Origin of the sequence: Endozoicomonas sp. ALC020 (assembly GCF_049275935.1) — a bacterium.
Classification (GTDB): domain Bacteria; phylum Pseudomonadota; class Gammaproteobacteria; order Pseudomonadales; family Endozoicomonadaceae; genus Endozoicomonas_A.
The window spans coordinates 120,939-136,325 of record NZ_CP184830.1 but is presented as its reverse complement, the minus strand read 5'-3'; the positions used below and the strand labels follow the sequence as shown (position 1 = coordinate 136,325).

Genomic DNA, 15,387 nt, shown 5'->3' with positions numbered 1-15,387 from the left:
TGGACGTTTGACAGGCTCAATCTCAAGACTCGTCTGAGATGCCCTGTTTTTCCTTGAGATCTTCTACCCATCGGAAGACTTCTGCCACCGGTTCAATCAAATCGCTGGGGATGTAACTGGCAATGTCTGTATCAAACAGGGCGTGAGCCAGGGGGACATTCTCCATAACGGGGATGCCTTCCTTATCGGCAATTTTCACAATAAAGCGTGCACGCCCACCGCGACCTTTAACCGTTACCACGGGCAGTGGCGTCACATCCTGTTTGTAGTGCAGGCCGATCGCAAGGTGAGTCGGGTTTTTGATCACCACGTCTGACTTCTTGGTGTTTTCTGCTTCGTTGAGAATCTCCTGGTGGATTTCTTTTCGTTTACCTTTGATTTCAGGGCTACCTTCCATCTCTTTATGTTCGCGCTTGACTTCATCCTTGGACATTTTATTTTCTTTAGTGAACTGCTGCTTCTCGAAAAGATAGTCCAGCACAGAAATCACTATGAAAGCCGCAATGGCATAGATCATCAGTTTTTTCATCAGGACCCCGACAACAGGAAGAATACAGTCACTACCACAGTAGGGGAGGTTGAACATATCAGCGAGGCTGTTTCTGATAACGAAATAAACAACGATGGAAAGAAACACAATCTTGATAACAGACTTGAAGAATTCCACCAGGTTTTTGATGGCAAAAATGCGCTTGAATCCGGCAATGGGGCTGATCTTTTTGAGGTCGGGTTTTACCGATTCACCGGCCAGCAGAAAGCCAAACTGCATGATGTTGCCTATGATGGCAGACAGCATGGATACCATGACCAGAGGTAGCAGAAGCTCAATGGATTTTTCAAGAATGCCCTGTGTGACAATCTTGAAAGCGTCCTGAAAGTTTTCGTTATAAACCGTTGCCGGGAGGATCACCATTTCCTGAATGGTCGTGAGGTAGGTGTCGCTCATAAACCAGAGGGTGCAGAACACAGCGATAATGCCAAAGGTGCTGGAGACTTCCTTGCTCTTGGCTACCTGACCTTTTTTGCGGGCGTCACGCAGCTTTTTCGGAGTGGGTTTCTCTGTCTTTTCAGCACTCATTTCCAGAGCTCTCCCAGGGTTTTAAAGACCATGGGAATGCCTTCGTCATGTTTTTTGGCCAGTTTCAGAATCGTGCTGACGTAAATCACCAGGATGGCTGCCGCGACACCGGATTTGATCGGCATGGCGAGAATAAATACGTTAAGCTGAGGGGCTGAGCGGCTGATCAAGGCGATACCAAATTCTGTGATAAACATCGCGATAACGACAGGAGCAGAAAGCCACATGGCCAGGCCAATAATCAGGTTGAACTGATTCAGGAAAAAAGTGGAGGCTTCAGGGTTCAACCTGGGATAGAAACTGAATACAGGCCATACCTCATAGCTGATGAAAAGACTTTGCAACAACAGCAGGAATAAGCCGCTGGTCATGAAAATGGCGGTAAAGGCCTGGGAGAACAAAACACCCATGGGTGAAGTTTCGGCACCGGACAGAGGGTTCAGGGCGCTGGCCATGGAAGCACCCCGCTGGTTATCAATGAAGAAACCTGCTGATTCCAGTGCCCAGAACGGGATGGTGATACAAAATCCGATAATGGCTCCGATAAACGCTTCTTTCAGGACAATTCCGGCAGTGGCATAAATGGTGATGGTGTCATCGGGTTTGTGTTCTGCCAGCATAGGATGGAGAAACAGGATCATGCAGGCGCATATGCCATTTCTCATCATGGCCCCCCCCAGCATGCGCTTGTGCAGGAAAGGAATCAGAGTGAACAGGGCAACAATTCTGGGCGTGCCCATGGTAAATACATAAAACCACTCTTTTAGCTCATCTATTGGGATGACCATGGCGGATTATCCGGTTAGAGGTCCGGGATTTTGTTCATGATGGCCAGAGAGTAATGATAAATCTCAATGCCCAGCCATCGGGCAGTAGCAAAGATACTGATGATGACGGCAATCAGCTTGAAGGCGAAGGGCAGGGTTTGTTCCTGGATCTGAGTCAGGGCCTGAATCAAACTGATCAGCAGACCTACGCCAGCCGCAGCAATGATAGGCGGCATGGATAAAATCAGAGTCAGCATCAGCGCCTGGGCTGTGAGCTGGATGATGTCCGAATCTACCATGTTCTTTTCCTAGCCATAACTTAATACCAGCCCCTGAATTAAACGGGTCCAGCCGTCCAGCAAGACAAACAGGAGCAATTTGAAAGGCAAGCTGATGGTCATGGGCGAAACCATCATCATACCCATGGCCAGCAGGATGTTTGAGACGATCAGATCAATGACGATGAAGGGCAAATAGAGCAAAAAGCCAATCTGGAATGCCTTGGTCAATTCCGTGATACAAAAAGAGGGCAGCAGCACAATCAAGTCATCGCCCGAGAGTTCCTGCTGGTATTTTTTTGGCCACAGAAGGCGTGCCGATTTCAGAAAGAAGTTACGCTCATTTTCGTTGGTGTTGTCTTTGAGAAATTGCTTGTAAGGGGCGCTGGCGAGCCTGACAGACTCGATCCAGGAAAGATCCTCAAAATTAATTTTTTCAGGTTCCAGCAACTCATAAGACTCATAGCCTATAGGTGCCATGATATAGAGTGTCAGGATAATGGCCAGGGCGTTCATGGCAATGTTAGGTGGAATCTGCTGGAGACCGGTGGCGTTTCTGAGAATGGAAAAAACCACCACCAGCTTCAAAAAAGAAGTGCCCATGACTGCCATGAATGGAATCAGCGCCATCAGTGCCAGTGGCACCATCAAATAAAATGGGCTGGTTAAATTCAGAATGCCGCTTTCCATGGCGGGAACCTGCTTTAATCGGTGTAATGCTTAGGATTCAGTCTTACCCGTCAGCTCTGTGATCCGGGCTCCGAGTCGGCCTTCAATTTCTACCAGCTGACATCTACCAATGAGTTGGCCATTGGCTCTGATCCTGACCGGTGCTTCTATGGGGTTACTGAGCTGGAAAACATAGCCTGGCGAAAGGCTTTGCAGTTCTGCGAATGTCAGTTGTTGCTCACCCACTTCGAACATCAGTGTCACTGGCAGGTCGTGAAGATCAACAGGGCCTGCAGGTGCTTGAGGAGCTTCACCTTCCGGCATAGGCTCTTCATAATCCGTGTAGCCCTGGTCATAATGTTCTTCCATAGCCTGAAGCCTCTGTGAAATAGTGACCCGGGTATCCTCGAGAGTGCCCAAAAAAGCAACATTCTGTTTGATTCCTACAATCACCTCTGAGTCACTGACGTGTTTTTCCAGAAAAACAATGTCACCTTCTTCCAGGTCATTGAGTTCACTGCGATTGAGTATGGTGCTGCCTTTTTGCAGGGATACCCATAAAGGTATATCGGGCAGCGAGGTGGATTGATGAGGCGGAATTGACTTCAAGAGGTTCTCTATTACCTCGGAATACTCAATCTGTATAGTTGAGCGGATGTTTTCGGCTTCAAGATCCACTGCAATGAGAGGAGCGTCTGTCGGCTCTGCAGGTTTGAGATGACTGAGCGTGACAGACTGACCTAACATCTGACCCAGAAAATTAAACAGGGGGGTCAGGCTATTGGCAATAGCAGCGTCACGAAGGCTTTCGGGCAGTTTTTTAATGATTTGATGGTCGAGTTTTTTGGGTAGAAGAAAATCCAGAACCTGTCGGCCCAGGTAGAGTTTGCCGGGGTAACCCGCCAGTTCCAGATCAGCCTGCCAACTGGATGTCTGGTGACCAAGACCGGCAAGGGAGACAGTGAATTCGATAGCGTTCAGTTGAATCTGGTAGCGGGCTTTGCGATGACACAGGAGTTGCCCCAACTGAAGCTCGGTGGCTGATATTGTTTCAAACTTCAGTGGTATCGCTTCCATTCGTGTTTATCCGCTCTTTTGGGAGTCCCTGTCGGAATTAACCGCAGTAGGACAGTCTTAAGTCCGACTAGGAATCATTGTCTTCCTGATCTTCTTCACCCACGTACTCCTGTTGGGAACGACCGTCATTCTGTTCGTTGCCATCGCCAGACAGGTTGATGTTGACCTGAACTTTTTCGCCCAGCTTTTCCAGATTCTTCATCAAGCTGGCTTCGTTGGCTACCAGAAAATTGTGGGAATCTGCTGAGGAGGTATTCATGGTGACCTGCAGTTCACCAGATACTCTCTGAATGCGGATTTCCGTGCCCGGCAGAATATTGTCTTTCAGAGTAATTCGAACTTCGGCACCCTGGATAGCGTCTTTTGAAGACACCATGATTTTATCAACCAGCTTGTTGATGACTTCATTGATCTCTTTGGGGCCAGTGACCGCCTGGATGCTTTTCAATTGAGTTTCTGAGGCCTGCTGAGTTTCCCTGACCTGACCGATCACATGGTCACTGCCGTCGAGCATAGACTTCATGGCACCTTCTTCCTGGCCTTTCTGACCTTCACGACCATTGCCCTGATCTTTAAACTTGCCTTCCAGGGCTTCCTTGGCACTTTTTCTGCGTTCTGCCATCAGGCTTTCAAGGCTTTGACCGTCTTTGGATTCCCCTTTGGCGCTTTTCGGGTCTTCCTTCTTTTTCATCTTTTTGGAAAAGTCAGAAGCCTGATCCTCAGACACCTTCTGGCTCTGATTCTGGGTAGGCTGGTTGTTGTTATTCTGCTGAACATTCTGATTAGCGTTGGTGGGCTGCATAATTGGCCTCCTTGCGATCTGTAGACCCTAGGATTTCGGGCGAACAGTAAATTCTTCCATTTCCAGGTCTTCGAGGCGAGCGGCTTCTTTTGCGGCTTCCTGGTCCTGAACTTTGGTAAACTCTTCAAACTTTTCCACAGCCTGCATGGCTTTCATATGATCTTCACGGGCCTGTTCAAGCTGCTCTTTGGCCTTCTCGACATCCTGTCTGGCTTCGTTGATGGCCTGTTCCAGCAGTACATCCTTTTCACGCATCCTGGCTACATTGGCTTTCAGCTGATCCAGTTCGTTCTGCTTTACCTCGGTATTGATAATGTTATCGTAGAGCCTTTGTTCTTCTTTACAGCGCCAGTCAATGTACTCTTCCAGTTCCTGCTCTTTGTTTTTGACTTCCAGCTGAGCCTGTTCCAAACGGTATTCACACTTACGCACCTGGTCCTGAGCAGACTTTTCACGAATCTGCTTAACCTTGAGAAGTTCGTGCAGCATTCAGATCAGACTCCAACGACGTGACGCAGCTGCTGGATGGTCGTGTCATAGTCATTGAATTCGTCGGTGCGCTGCTTCAGAAAGGTTCGTATGGCGTCTATTTTCCGCAAGGCTTCATCAGCCACCGGATCTGAACCCGGTTTGTACTCACCGACCTTAACCAGCAGTTCAATCTCATCAAACTTGGCCAGAAGTTCCCTGAGTTTGCCCGCAGCGGCTTTGTGCTCTTCCGGGGTGATGGCATTCATGACACGGCTGGCGCTGGATAGAACATCAATAGCAGGGTAATGGTTAGCGGCAGCCAGTTTTCTGGAAAGGATAATATGACCGTCCAAAATGGATCGGGTTTCATCCGCTACCGGTTCAGTCATGTCATCGCCTTCTACCAGTACTGTATAGAGCGCCGTGATTGAGCCTGTATCTGACATACCGGCACGTTCCATTAACTTGGGAAGCGTGGCAAAGACCGAAGGTGGAAAACCCCGACGGGTAGGTGGCTCACCGGCTGCCAGCCCTATTTCACGCTGGGCACGGGCAAAACGGGTGACGGAATCCATCAGCAGCAGAACTTTTTTGCCTTTGTCTCTGAAATACTCTGCGACAGCCGTGGCGGTATAGGCAGCCTTGGCTCTTTCCATGGAAGATTTATCCGAAGTGGCAACGATGATAACGGACTTCTTGACGCCCTCCGGGCCGAGATCATGCTCGATAAACTCCCTGAGTTCCCGTCCCCTTTCACCGATCAGCGCAAGCACGGTGACATCAACCTCAGCGCCTTTCACCAGCATTGAGAGCAGCGTACTCTTACCGCCACCAGCGGCTGCGAAGATACCCATACGCTGTCCTTCTCCGCAGGTCAGGACACCATCCAGAACTCTCAAGCCCAGAGGTAAGGGTTTATCAATGATCTGGCGGGTCATCGGGTCAGGGCTGTCGGCATAAACCGGATACCAGGTTTCAGGTTCCACGCCTTCGAAGGCTGCCGGATTCAGAGGGTTTCCCATACCATCAAGCACGTGACCCAGAAGATGAGAGCCAACGCCCACATGGTGAACCTTACCTGTAGGAATTACTTCTGTCGTGGAGGAGATACCCATGATTTCACCCATGGGGGAGAGTACTGTTTCGTGACCCTGAAAGCCTACCACCTCGGCATAGCTGGTTTTGTCATCGTTTGGAGTCACCAGCTCACACAACTCGCCAATCTTGACACCGGGAACCGCCGCCTTGATGATCATGCCCTGTACTTCGGTAACACGGCCACGAATATCTAATAGCCGACTGCTTTCAACCGCATTTTGAAGCGCTGAAGTGAGGTAGTTAAGTGCTTCGGCCACGATCCCTGTCTCCTCTGCCAGTCGTTGCTTTTGTCGCCCTATAGGGTTTGATCAGCTAGAAAGCAAAAGAGGGCTGAATAAGCCCTCTTTTTTGATGTGTTGATCAAGAGTCAGACCATCATGCCCATGTCTCCGGGTCCGCCAGGAGCGGTGGGAGGGGGCTTTGGGCCACTATCTTTAGGTGGGGCAGTCCCATCGCTTTCCGTATTATTCACTTCGGAGATCACCCACTCGAGCGTGTTGACGAACTTCTCCAGAGTGGATTCAAAGTTACCGTAGTCCGATGAAGCCTGCATAGAGCGAATCAGCAGAATTTCAGACTTGTCATGGTTCAGGGCGTGGAAGGCACCCTGCATACTGTGATGCTGAAGGTTGAGTGACAGGAGCTTTTCATACAGGCTGGTTTTGGCGTCGTCGTGAGCGTCCATGGGTTTTACTGAAGAAACGAATACCAGAGCTTCGTCTTCTTCCAGGTATTCCATGTTTACGATCAGGGTGTCATCAAAACAGAGACCACAGGCATCGTGTTCATTCAAGCTGAGCTCACCCAGACCGATGCTCTCTGCAAAATGCTGTATATTCTCTTCTACATTTTGCTTGTAACTCATTCGAACAGACCCTCCAATGGTTCTTAGTCAGAAACTGAAATAACGATAAGTAACTTTCAGTATATATCGCTCTTTTGTCTTGCGTTGGAGAATTCCTGATTACCTGCTCTGGGGAACTCCAAGACCCGATTAGAGTTTTTATCGGTCAAAGTGACGAACGTCTGTATACTTGTTTCAACTTTTTTTAAATATTCAGCTCATGGCAGTTTTATTCCCTGAGTAGTGAGATTCTTTTTTGGCAGATCAAAACAGTACCGATAGCCTCTGGATGCGCGAGGCCCTGAAGGAAGCAGAAAAAGCCCGGGAAAAAGACGAAGTTCCGGTCGGGGCCGTTGTGGTCAGGGGAGGCGAAATCATAGGTCGAGGGTATAACCAGCCCATCAGTGGCTGCAATCCGGTGGCCCATGCCGAGGTGCTCGCCCTGCAGGAAGCGGCTGCCACTCTCAACAACTACCGGTTGGTGGATTGTGAACTCTACGTGACTCTTGAGCCTTGCACCATGTGTGCCGGAGCAATTATCCATAGTCGGGTAAAACGAGTGATCTTTGGTGCTCTGGAGCCCAAGGCAGGGGCTCTGGTCAGTCAGAACCGGACTTTAGAGCTGCCCTATGTGAACTATCGGGTGGAAATGACTCCCGGAGTCCTTGAAGAGGAGTGCAGCGAAATCATTTCCTCCTTTTTCAGAGCCCGACGTGAGGCCAAGAAAGCAGAGAAGAGGCGCTTGAGGTTGTGCTGAGATGAAACTTTTTATTAAGAGGGACTGTCCTAGAATTAGCCTTTCATTGAAAGAGCAGCCCAAATCCTGACTTTTGGGTGAACTTATCTTTGTGAATAGGAGTACATTTTGATGAAAAAACTTATTCTGGCGATCCCACTGGTTGTAGCACCTATCATGGCTGCTGCAGAAATACGAGAAATTGAACGAAAGCTATTGAGTGATTGGGACTCAAGAACCATGACAAGTTATTTTGACACAGTGTCTGAACAGTACTGTCTGCTGGTTGTTGACCCTAAACATTCGATTTTGGATTGCAAACCTATCCATAAGTTTTCAGAGCGGGCTCAAAGAAACATTCTTGGCAACATGTACGTACCAAAATCCTGCGTTGGCGAAAGCGGAGTTTCTAAAGGCTATTGTCCCAAAAACTGAATTTCAGTGTGTTAACCCGGACGGAAGAAATACTCAGTTCACATTTATCTCTGAAAGTACACTCAAGCTGCATTTTTAGCAAAATCGTCGTAAACCCTCGCCCAATCGAGGGTGTCGCAAAAGGGTATGGTCAGCAGGATATATCAAGATCGTCGTTCCCGCGCAGGCGGGAACCCACCACGAGCAGTGGATCTCCGCCTTCGCGGAGATGACGGTTTGAAGCTTGAAGCGTTTTAATTGACCTTTTGCGACACCCTCAATCGGGCGGGGATATAAGATGGGAACGCAGAGCGTTCCGGTTGAGCATTTGTATGTAGTTGGTTATATTTTCCATCGGTCTGTCTCTATGCAGAGACTCACGGTGACGAAAATCAAGCACTGTTAACAAAAAATTAAGGCAGAGACAACTGCCCAACCGCCCTTGAAGAACCAGACGAGCCCATACCTGAGTGACCCGTTAAGGCTGCGGCAAATCAAACAAAAGACCAATAAATAACCGAGGGGCACCCGGTTACTGCTGATGGAGGCTTCTGTGTAAGTCCAGTCGCTATAGGCTGGTTGTAGCCTGTGAAGTCAGAAGCCTCGCCTGACAAGGCGGGGAGTGTCACAGATAGATGAACCATTGAAGGGAAAACCTGCCAAGATCCATAGATCAATCACTGGTTTCCATACCTGGGTTTCGATTATCATAGCGCCCCTGATTATCTCCCTGAGTCCAGTTGAGGACAGTTTTTAACATGCTCATTTTGCGTGGTGCTCCGGCTCTCTCGCCGTTTCGTAGCCAAAAGCTGCTTGAAACCCTGCAACACAGGATCCCCGAAATTACCGGTGTTTTTGCTGAATACCAGCACTTTGCCCGGGTCGACGAGGCATTGTCCGACCAGGAATTGAAAGTTCTGAAACAGCTGCTGACCTACGGTCCCCGGATGCAGGAAGGTGAGTGCTCAGGCACTTTGTTTCTTGTCGTACCCCGTCCAGGCACTATTTCCCCATGGTCCAGCAAAGCCACCAACATTGCTGAAAATTGTGGTCTCAGCAAGGTTCACCGTATTGAGCGCGGTTTGGCTTACTATGTGTATGCCGAAGAAGGCCTCAGTGAACACCAGAAAGAAGTGGTATCCAGCCTGATTCATGACCGCATGACCGAGGCTGTGTTGGCTGATGCCAGAGAAACAGAGCTTCTTTTTGCAGAAACCGAGCCAGCGCCCCTGACCCGTGTGGATATTCTTGAAGGCGGACGTGAGGCTCTGGTTGCCGCCAACCAGTCCCTTGGACTGGCTCTGGCAGAAGATGAAATCGATTATCTGGTCACCAGCTATGAGGGGTTGGACAGGAACCCCACTGATGTTGAGCTGATGATGTTTGCCCAGGCTAACTCCGAGCACTGCCGCCATAAGATTTTTAACGCGACCTGGACCATTGACGGTGAGCGGCAAGATCATTCTTTGTTCCAGATGATCCGTAACACCCACACTATGAGCAGTGAAGGTGTGCTCTCGGCCTATAAAGACAATGCCTCTGTTATTGAAGGCTCCAGAGCCGGGCGTTTTTTCCCGTCTCCTGAAAAGAAAGATTACCAGTATCATCAGGAAGACATTCATATCCTGATGAAAGTGGAAACACACAACCATCCAACGGCCATCTCGCCCTGGCCCGGTGCTGCTACCGGTGCCGGTGGTGAGATCCGTGATGAAGGGGCTACTGGTCGAGGCTCCAAGCCAAAGGCGGGGCTGACCGGTTTCTCGGTATCCAATCTGAATATTCCCGGCTACAAACAGCCCTGGGAAAAAGACTACGGCAAGCCGGATCGGATCGTGACTGCCCTGGATATTATGCTGGAAGGTCCTCTGGGTGGTGCAGGCTTTAACAACGAGTTTGGTCGTCCAAACCTTTGCGGTTACTTCCGTACCTTTGAAGCCACAGCCAAAGGCTCTGCTGGCGAAGAAGTGAGGGGGTACCACAAGCCCATCATGCTGGCAGGTGGTCTGGGTAATATCCGCGCCGCTCATGTTGAGAAAGCTGATATTCCCGTTGGCGCCAAGCTGATTGTTCTGGGTGGTCCGGCCATGCAGATCGGTCTGGGGGGTGGTGCAGCCTCTTCCATGACTTCCGGTGAAGGTCAGGAAGATCTGGATTTTGCCAGCGTTCAGCGTGATAACCCCGAGATGGAGCGTCGTTGCCAGGAAGTGATTGACCAATGCTGGCAGCTGGGTGATGAAAACCCCATCGTCTTTATCCACGACGTGGGTGCGGGTGGCCTGTCCAATGCGCTGCCAGAACTGGTCAGCGATGGTGGCCGTGGTGGTCGCTTCCAGCTCAGGGATATTCTGAATGATGAGCCAGGCATGTCCCCCCTGGCGCTCTGGTGTAATGAATCCCAGGAACGTTATGTGATGGCGGTAGCTCCAGAAAATATGGAGCTGTTTGAAGCCATCTGTCAACGAGAGCGTTGTCTCTATGCCGTTGTGGGTGAGGCCACTGAAGAGCCAAACCTGTTGGTGGAAGACAGCCACTTTGATAACAAGCCAGTGGATATGCCTCTGGACGTTCTGTTGGGCAAACCTCCCCGCATGCATCGTGATGTGCAGGCAGAAACTATTCAACAGGATGCACTGGACCTTTCCGGTGTGACTCTGGAAGAAGCGTCTGAGCGAGTTCTCAAGCTGCCAACCGTCGCCAGCAAAAACTTCCTGATTACTATTGGCGACCGCTCTATTACCGGTCTGGTAGCCCGTGAGCAGATGGTTGGCCCATGGCAGGTTCCTGTTGCTGACTGTGCGGTCACCGCTACTGCTTTTGATACCTTCACGGGTGAAGCTATGTCCATGGGGGAGAGAACCCCTCTGGCTCTGGTCAATGCGCCTGCCTCAGGTCGTATGGCGATCGGTGAAGCGATTACCAACATCGCCAGCACCCGTATTGGCAAGCTGGGTGATATCAAGCTGTCGGCAAACTGGATGGCCGCTGCCGGTCATCCGGGTGAAGACGCCAGACTCTATGAAACCTGTAAAGCGGTTGGTATGGAACTCTGCCCGGAACTGGGTATTGCTATTCCTGTAGGCAAGGACTCTATGTCCATGCGCACCAGCTGGAAAGACGGCGATTTAGAAAAGAGTGTTACCTCGCCTCTGTCGCTGGTGATTTCGGCTTTTGCTCCCGTAACAGACATCCGCAAGACCGTTACGCCAGAGCTGCGCACCGATAAAGGTGAGACTGATCTGTTGCTGGTGGATCTGGGTCGTGACCAAAACCGTCTGGGTGGTTCTGCTCTGGCACAGGTTTATGGCCAGATTGGTGATGTGGCGCCTGATGTTTCTTCTGCGCAAGACCTCAAAGGGTTCTTTACTGCCATCCAGCAATGTCTGGAAGAAGACCTGCTGTTGGCTTACCACGACCGTTCAGACGGTGGTCTCTTTACCATATTGGTTGAGATGTCCTTTGCCGGTCACACCGGAATTGAGGTGAATCTGAATAAACTGGCAGGCAATGAAGCGGCCATTATCCCGGCCCTGTTTAACGAAGAGTTGGGCGCCGTTCTGCAGGTTCGTCGTGCAGACAAAGGTAAAGTTAAAGATATCCTGGCAAGCCTGGGTCTGGCCTCCTGCGTACATACCATTGCTTCCCTGAGACCGGATCAGCGCATCAACTTGGTCTTCAATGGCGAGCTGATCAGTAGCGAAAGCCGGGTTAAATACCAGCGCTGGTGGGCTGAAACCAGCTATCGCATGCAGGCTCTGAGAGATAATCCTGAATGTGCCCGTCAGGAATTTGATAACCTGCTGGATGACGGCGACACAGGTTTGCATGCCTCTTTGCCGTTCGACATCAATAGGGATGTTGCTGCTCCATTTATTGCGACTGGAGCCAGCAAACCTCAGGTAGCCATTCTGAGGGAGCAGGGTGTTAACGGTCATGTGGAAATGGCAGCGGCTTTTGATAAGGCCGGCTTCCAGGCAGTGGATGTTCACATGAGTGACATTCTTTCCGGTCATCGTAACCTGACAGAATTCAAAGGATTGGTAGCCTGTGGCGGTTTCTCCTACGGTGACGTTCTGGGTGCGGGAGAAGGCTGGGCGAAATCAGTGCTGTTTAACAGTATGGCCCGTGACCAGTTTGCGGCTTTCTTTGATCGTCCGGACAGTTTTGCCCTGGGTGTCTGCAACGGTTGTCAGATGCTGTCCAATCTCCATGAATTGATTCCGGGTGCAGAGCACTGGCCACACTTTGTCCGTAATCAATCTGAGCAGTTTGAAGCCAGAACCGTGATGGTCGAAGTCCAGCAGAACAAGTCCATTCTCCTCAGAGGTATGGAAGGTTCCAGAATGCCTATTGCGGTGGCTCACGGTGAAGGCTACGCCGAGTTCAAAAAGGCTGACCAAATCCGGAAACTGTCTGCCAGTGGTCAGTTGGCCCTCAGATACGTGGATAATCAGGGACGGGCTACTGAGCGTTACCCCTACAACCCTAACGGTTCTGCTCAAGGGATCACGGGTCTGACTTCGGCAGATGGCAGAGTGACAATTATGATGCCTCACCCGGAAAGGGTATTCAGAGCGGTTCAGAACAGCTGGTATCCAGACACTTGGGGTGAAGATTCACCCTGGATGAGAATGTTCAGGAATGCCCGGGTCTGGGTTGATTGAATGTTGGGCGAGTAGTAAAGCAATTGATTAAGCTGGGTACTCAATGAGTATCCGGCTTAATCACTAAAAATCAGTTTTTGGGACAACTATCCGAAGAGGCATCACACGCGCCAGCGCCAGATTTTGGTACATAGGCGTCGCCGAGAATGTTTCTCTGTGCTTGCTCTGAGAGTTCATGGACACTTTTGCAGTGCATAAGCGAATTATATCCACTAGAAACCTTATCTAAAACCACCAGACAATATTGTTGAGAAACTTTGTCAAAGTAGTTTTCAATGGCCCTGTCGAACCACGGATCCCTAAACGTTTGCCAGTTTGTTCGTTCTACTTCTGCACCAACCATGGTAGACGCTGCAGCCAACAGGGCTGCCAGAATGAATTTTTTCATAGAATTTACTCCTTCTTTAAATAGTCAAAGATCAGTTCACCAGAAAGTCAGGATTTGATTTGAATTTTTAATGAACGCTTAATTGTTAGACATTCGTTCTAATAAAGAGTTCCAGTGAGAGGCTTGAACAATGACGACTTATGCTTTATGAGTCAGATAGCAGAAAGAGTTTGAAACTCGGTCAACACAAAGTGATCGGTCATCCCGCTGACGTAATCAATCAATAATCTTGCCCGGTAATACCATTCCAGCTCATCCTGTTCTTTAGCGGAGTAACTGCTGCCAGGCAATGATTTCACTGCCCGGTGATACGCCATTTTATGTTTGCCAGAGAGGCGGTGGTAAAGACGTTGCTCGATAAAATGTCGGCTGGAATCTTTTTCAGTAAGACTGGCGAATTCTTCACGGCTCAGTTCCAGCAAAGGCTGGAAAATATCCATCAGTCCCATCAGGGCAGAGTAGCCCCTGAGTTCCGGAGTTTCCTTCTCCATGCTGGTAAAGACATAGCGAATAGCGACGGTTTTCAGGGTCTGAAGTGCCAGATGCTGGTCGGACTGGCCGTCAATCAGAGGCTCATCGAGCGTCCCGTCAAAGATCGCCTGATGCTTTTGCAGATAACGATTTGCAGCATAATCCACCAGATCTCTTACCAACCGGGTGCGCAGCCGGATAATAAATTCCTGCTTGTTGTTGCCGGCTCTCTTGACCGCAGACTCCATGATATTGGGCAAATACTCGTTATATTCAGTAAATTCCTCCCAGACTTCATAGAGACTGAAGCGAAGATCGCGGAAAGAGAGAATCCCCTTATCGACCGCATCTTCCAGATCGGCAATGCAGTAGGAAATATCGTCGGCGGCTTCCATGATATAAACCAGAGGGAAGCGACAACCTTCATTGATAGCCAGATGCTGCCAGATGTCACGGACCAGAATGGCTTCGGAAAAGAAGTAACCCGGCTTTTTCTTGCGATAGGCATCGGGTGAGCCTTTGTCGGGTCTGGGCTCATAGGGCGTACGGGTGTATTTCATAAGCGCGCCCATCTGGGAATAGGTCAGGTTTAGATCCTGAAGGTGATGAATAATTCTTAACGCCTGGGCATTGCCTTCGTAAATAGACAAGTCTGGCAGCAGGGTTGACTCCAGTAAGGCTGACCGGGCTTTCTGACCTTTGCACGCTTTTTCATAACATAGCCCGGCTTTATCCTGCATCCAGCGGCTGATAGCCGCCTCGCCAAAATGACCGAATGGAGGGTTGCCAATGTCGTGCATCAGGCAGGCCATTTCTACCAGATTTATAAAAGCCGTGTCCTGATTGTCTAATCCCAGCGATGTTAATTGGCCGCTTTCTGACAGGCGCTGCAGAATCGTCTGTGCCAGAAAACGACCGGTTTGTTGCACTTCCAGAGAGTGCGTCAGACGACTGCGAACAGCGGCATTGGTTTCCAGAGGGTAAACCTGAGTCTTTTGTTGCAGCCGACGTATGGCCGCTGACTGAATGATTCGCCCCCGGTTGCTTTCTGTTTCAGTTAACAGGTCCCGATCCGGTTCGACAGAACTGAGTCTTGGGCGAGTGCAGGTGAGTTTAGTCAGATAGTTCATGCTGATCATAGTCGGCAGGATCTGTTTGAAGGTGAGGTTTGACCTGGCTCTCTATAGGCTAAAAGCCAGCAGGTTAAGGACATAGGGTTTTAGCCAAAGGAATGAAAGGGAATATTATAGATGCTTTTCAAGCAACAGCCGTTCAAGTCTGGACTAGGAGGCTGACCGAGAATAGTCTGCCCTACTGCGGCGGCAGCAAATTGGTCTGAAAATCCGCTTTTGTTCGTCAAATAGCTCGCTATTCTCCTCACAAAACCGAATTTTCATCCTCAATTTTCTGCCGTCCTCGCTACGGGCGCTATTCTCGGTCAGCCTCCTAGCAGCCTGTCGGACTTAAGACTGTCCTACGCGGCAACTGCTCCTGCGTTGCTCTAGCTCCTGCATCCATGCAGTCGTGCGGCGGCAGCAAATTGGTCTAAAAATCCCTGTTTCTTCGTCAAATAGCTCTCTATTCTCCTCAGAAACAGAGATTTTTATCCTCAATTTCTTGCAATCCTCGC

General features: G+C 49.9%; 14 protein-coding genes. 3 read left to right on the top strand and 11 right to left on the bottom strand.

The annotated features are described in order from the left end of the window. Window positions 1-22: 22 nt before the first annotated feature. The 9 genes from sctU to ACOJUO_RS00430 form a co-directional block, all read right to left on the bottom strand. Window positions 23-1,078 (bottom strand): type III secretion system export apparatus subunit SctU, encoded by a 1,056-nt coding sequence (gene sctU / locus ACOJUO_RS00470; protein WP_422134752.1) that lies wholly within the window; start codon window positions 1,076-1,078, stop codon window positions 23-25. Beyond that, window positions 1,075-1,866 (bottom strand): type III secretion system export apparatus subunit SctT, encoded by a 792-nt coding sequence (gene sctT / locus ACOJUO_RS00465; RefSeq protein WP_422134751.1) that lies wholly within the window; start codon window positions 1,864-1,866, stop codon window positions 1,075-1,077. Before sctT ends, sctU begins: the two co-directional genes overlap by 4 nt. 14 nt (window positions 1,867-1,880) lie before the next feature. Next, window positions 1,881-2,144 (bottom strand): type III secretion system export apparatus subunit SctS, encoded by a 264-nt coding sequence (gene sctS / locus ACOJUO_RS00460; protein WP_317145607.1) that lies wholly within the window; start codon window positions 2,142-2,144, stop codon window positions 1,881-1,883. A 9-nt stretch (window positions 2,145-2,153) separates the two neighbouring features. Beyond that, window positions 2,154-2,813 carry a type III secretion system export apparatus subunit SctR gene (sctR, locus tag ACOJUO_RS00455; protein WP_422134750.1) on the bottom strand — a complete coding sequence of 220 codons (660 nt, stop codon included), beginning with the start codon at window positions 2,811-2,813 and terminating at the stop codon, window positions 2,154-2,156. 30 nt (window positions 2,814-2,843) lie between these two features. Further along, the gene (gene sctQ, locus ACOJUO_RS00450; protein ID WP_422138633.1) at window positions 2,844-3,869 is read right to left on the bottom strand and encodes a type III secretion system cytoplasmic ring protein SctQ; all 1,026 of its coding nucleotides are present in this window, start codon (window positions 3,867-3,869) and stop codon (window positions 2,844-2,846) included. Between the two features lie 67 nt (window positions 3,870-3,936). Continuing rightward, complete coding sequence (locus ACOJUO_RS00445) at window positions 3,937-4,671, bottom strand: type III secretion HpaP family protein (RefSeq protein ID WP_422138632.1); 735 nt, start codon at window positions 4,669-4,671, stop codon at window positions 3,937-3,939. Window positions 4,672-4,698: 27 nt separating this feature from the next. Further along, on the bottom strand, window positions 4,699-5,160 hold the full coding sequence (gene sctO, locus ACOJUO_RS00440; protein WP_422138631.1) for a type III secretion system stalk subunit SctO: 462 nt from the start codon (window positions 5,158-5,160) through the stop codon (window positions 4,699-4,701). 5 nt (window positions 5,161-5,165) lie between these two features. Beyond that, window positions 5,166-6,497, bottom strand: coding sequence for a type III secretion system ATPase SctN (gene sctN, locus ACOJUO_RS00435; RefSeq protein WP_422138630.1), 1,332 nt, complete (start codon window positions 6,495-6,497; stop codon window positions 5,166-5,168). Window positions 6,498-6,607: 110 nt separating this feature from the next. Further along, the gene (locus tag ACOJUO_RS00430) at window positions 6,608-7,105 is read right to left on the bottom strand and encodes a type III secretion system chaperone (protein ID WP_317145613.1); all 498 of its coding nucleotides are present in this window, start codon (window positions 7,103-7,105) and stop codon (window positions 6,608-6,610) included. Window positions 7,106-7,340: 235 nt separating this feature from the next. Between ACOJUO_RS00430 and tadA the strand changes: the two genes are divergently transcribed. The 3 genes from tadA (at window position 7,341) to purL (ending at window position 12,898) form a co-directional block, all read left to right on the top strand. Next, window positions 7,341-7,841 (top strand): tRNA adenosine(34) deaminase TadA, encoded by a 501-nt coding sequence (gene tadA, locus ACOJUO_RS00425; RefSeq protein ID WP_422134745.1) that lies wholly within the window; start codon window positions 7,341-7,343, stop codon window positions 7,839-7,841. A 111-nt stretch (window positions 7,842-7,952) separates the two neighbouring features. Continuing rightward, entirely contained in the window at window positions 7,953-8,255 is a 303-nt protein-coding gene (locus ACOJUO_RS00420; protein ID WP_422134744.1) for a hypothetical protein, read from the top strand. Between the two features lie 737 nt (window positions 8,256-8,992). Further along, the gene (purL, locus tag ACOJUO_RS00415; RefSeq protein ID WP_422138629.1) at window positions 8,993-12,898 is read left to right on the top strand and encodes a phosphoribosylformylglycinamidine synthase; all 3,906 of its coding nucleotides are present in this window, start codon (window positions 8,993-8,995) and stop codon (window positions 12,896-12,898) included. Between the two features lie 70 nt (window positions 12,899-12,968). On the opposite strand, the gene ACOJUO_RS00410 is transcribed toward purL, so the two are convergent. Both ACOJUO_RS00410 and dgt read right to left on the bottom strand, forming a co-directional pair. Continuing rightward, complete coding sequence (locus tag ACOJUO_RS00410; RefSeq protein ID WP_422134742.1) at window positions 12,969-13,286, bottom strand: hypothetical protein; 318 nt, start codon at window positions 13,284-13,286, stop codon at window positions 12,969-12,971. Window positions 13,287-13,438: 152 nt separating this feature from the next. Then, window positions 13,439-14,887: a dGTPase gene (gene dgt, locus ACOJUO_RS00405; RefSeq protein WP_422138628.1), complete on the bottom strand. Its 1,449-nt coding sequence runs from the start codon at window positions 14,885-14,887 to the stop codon at window positions 13,439-13,441. Window positions 14,888-15,387: the final 500 nt, after the last annotated feature.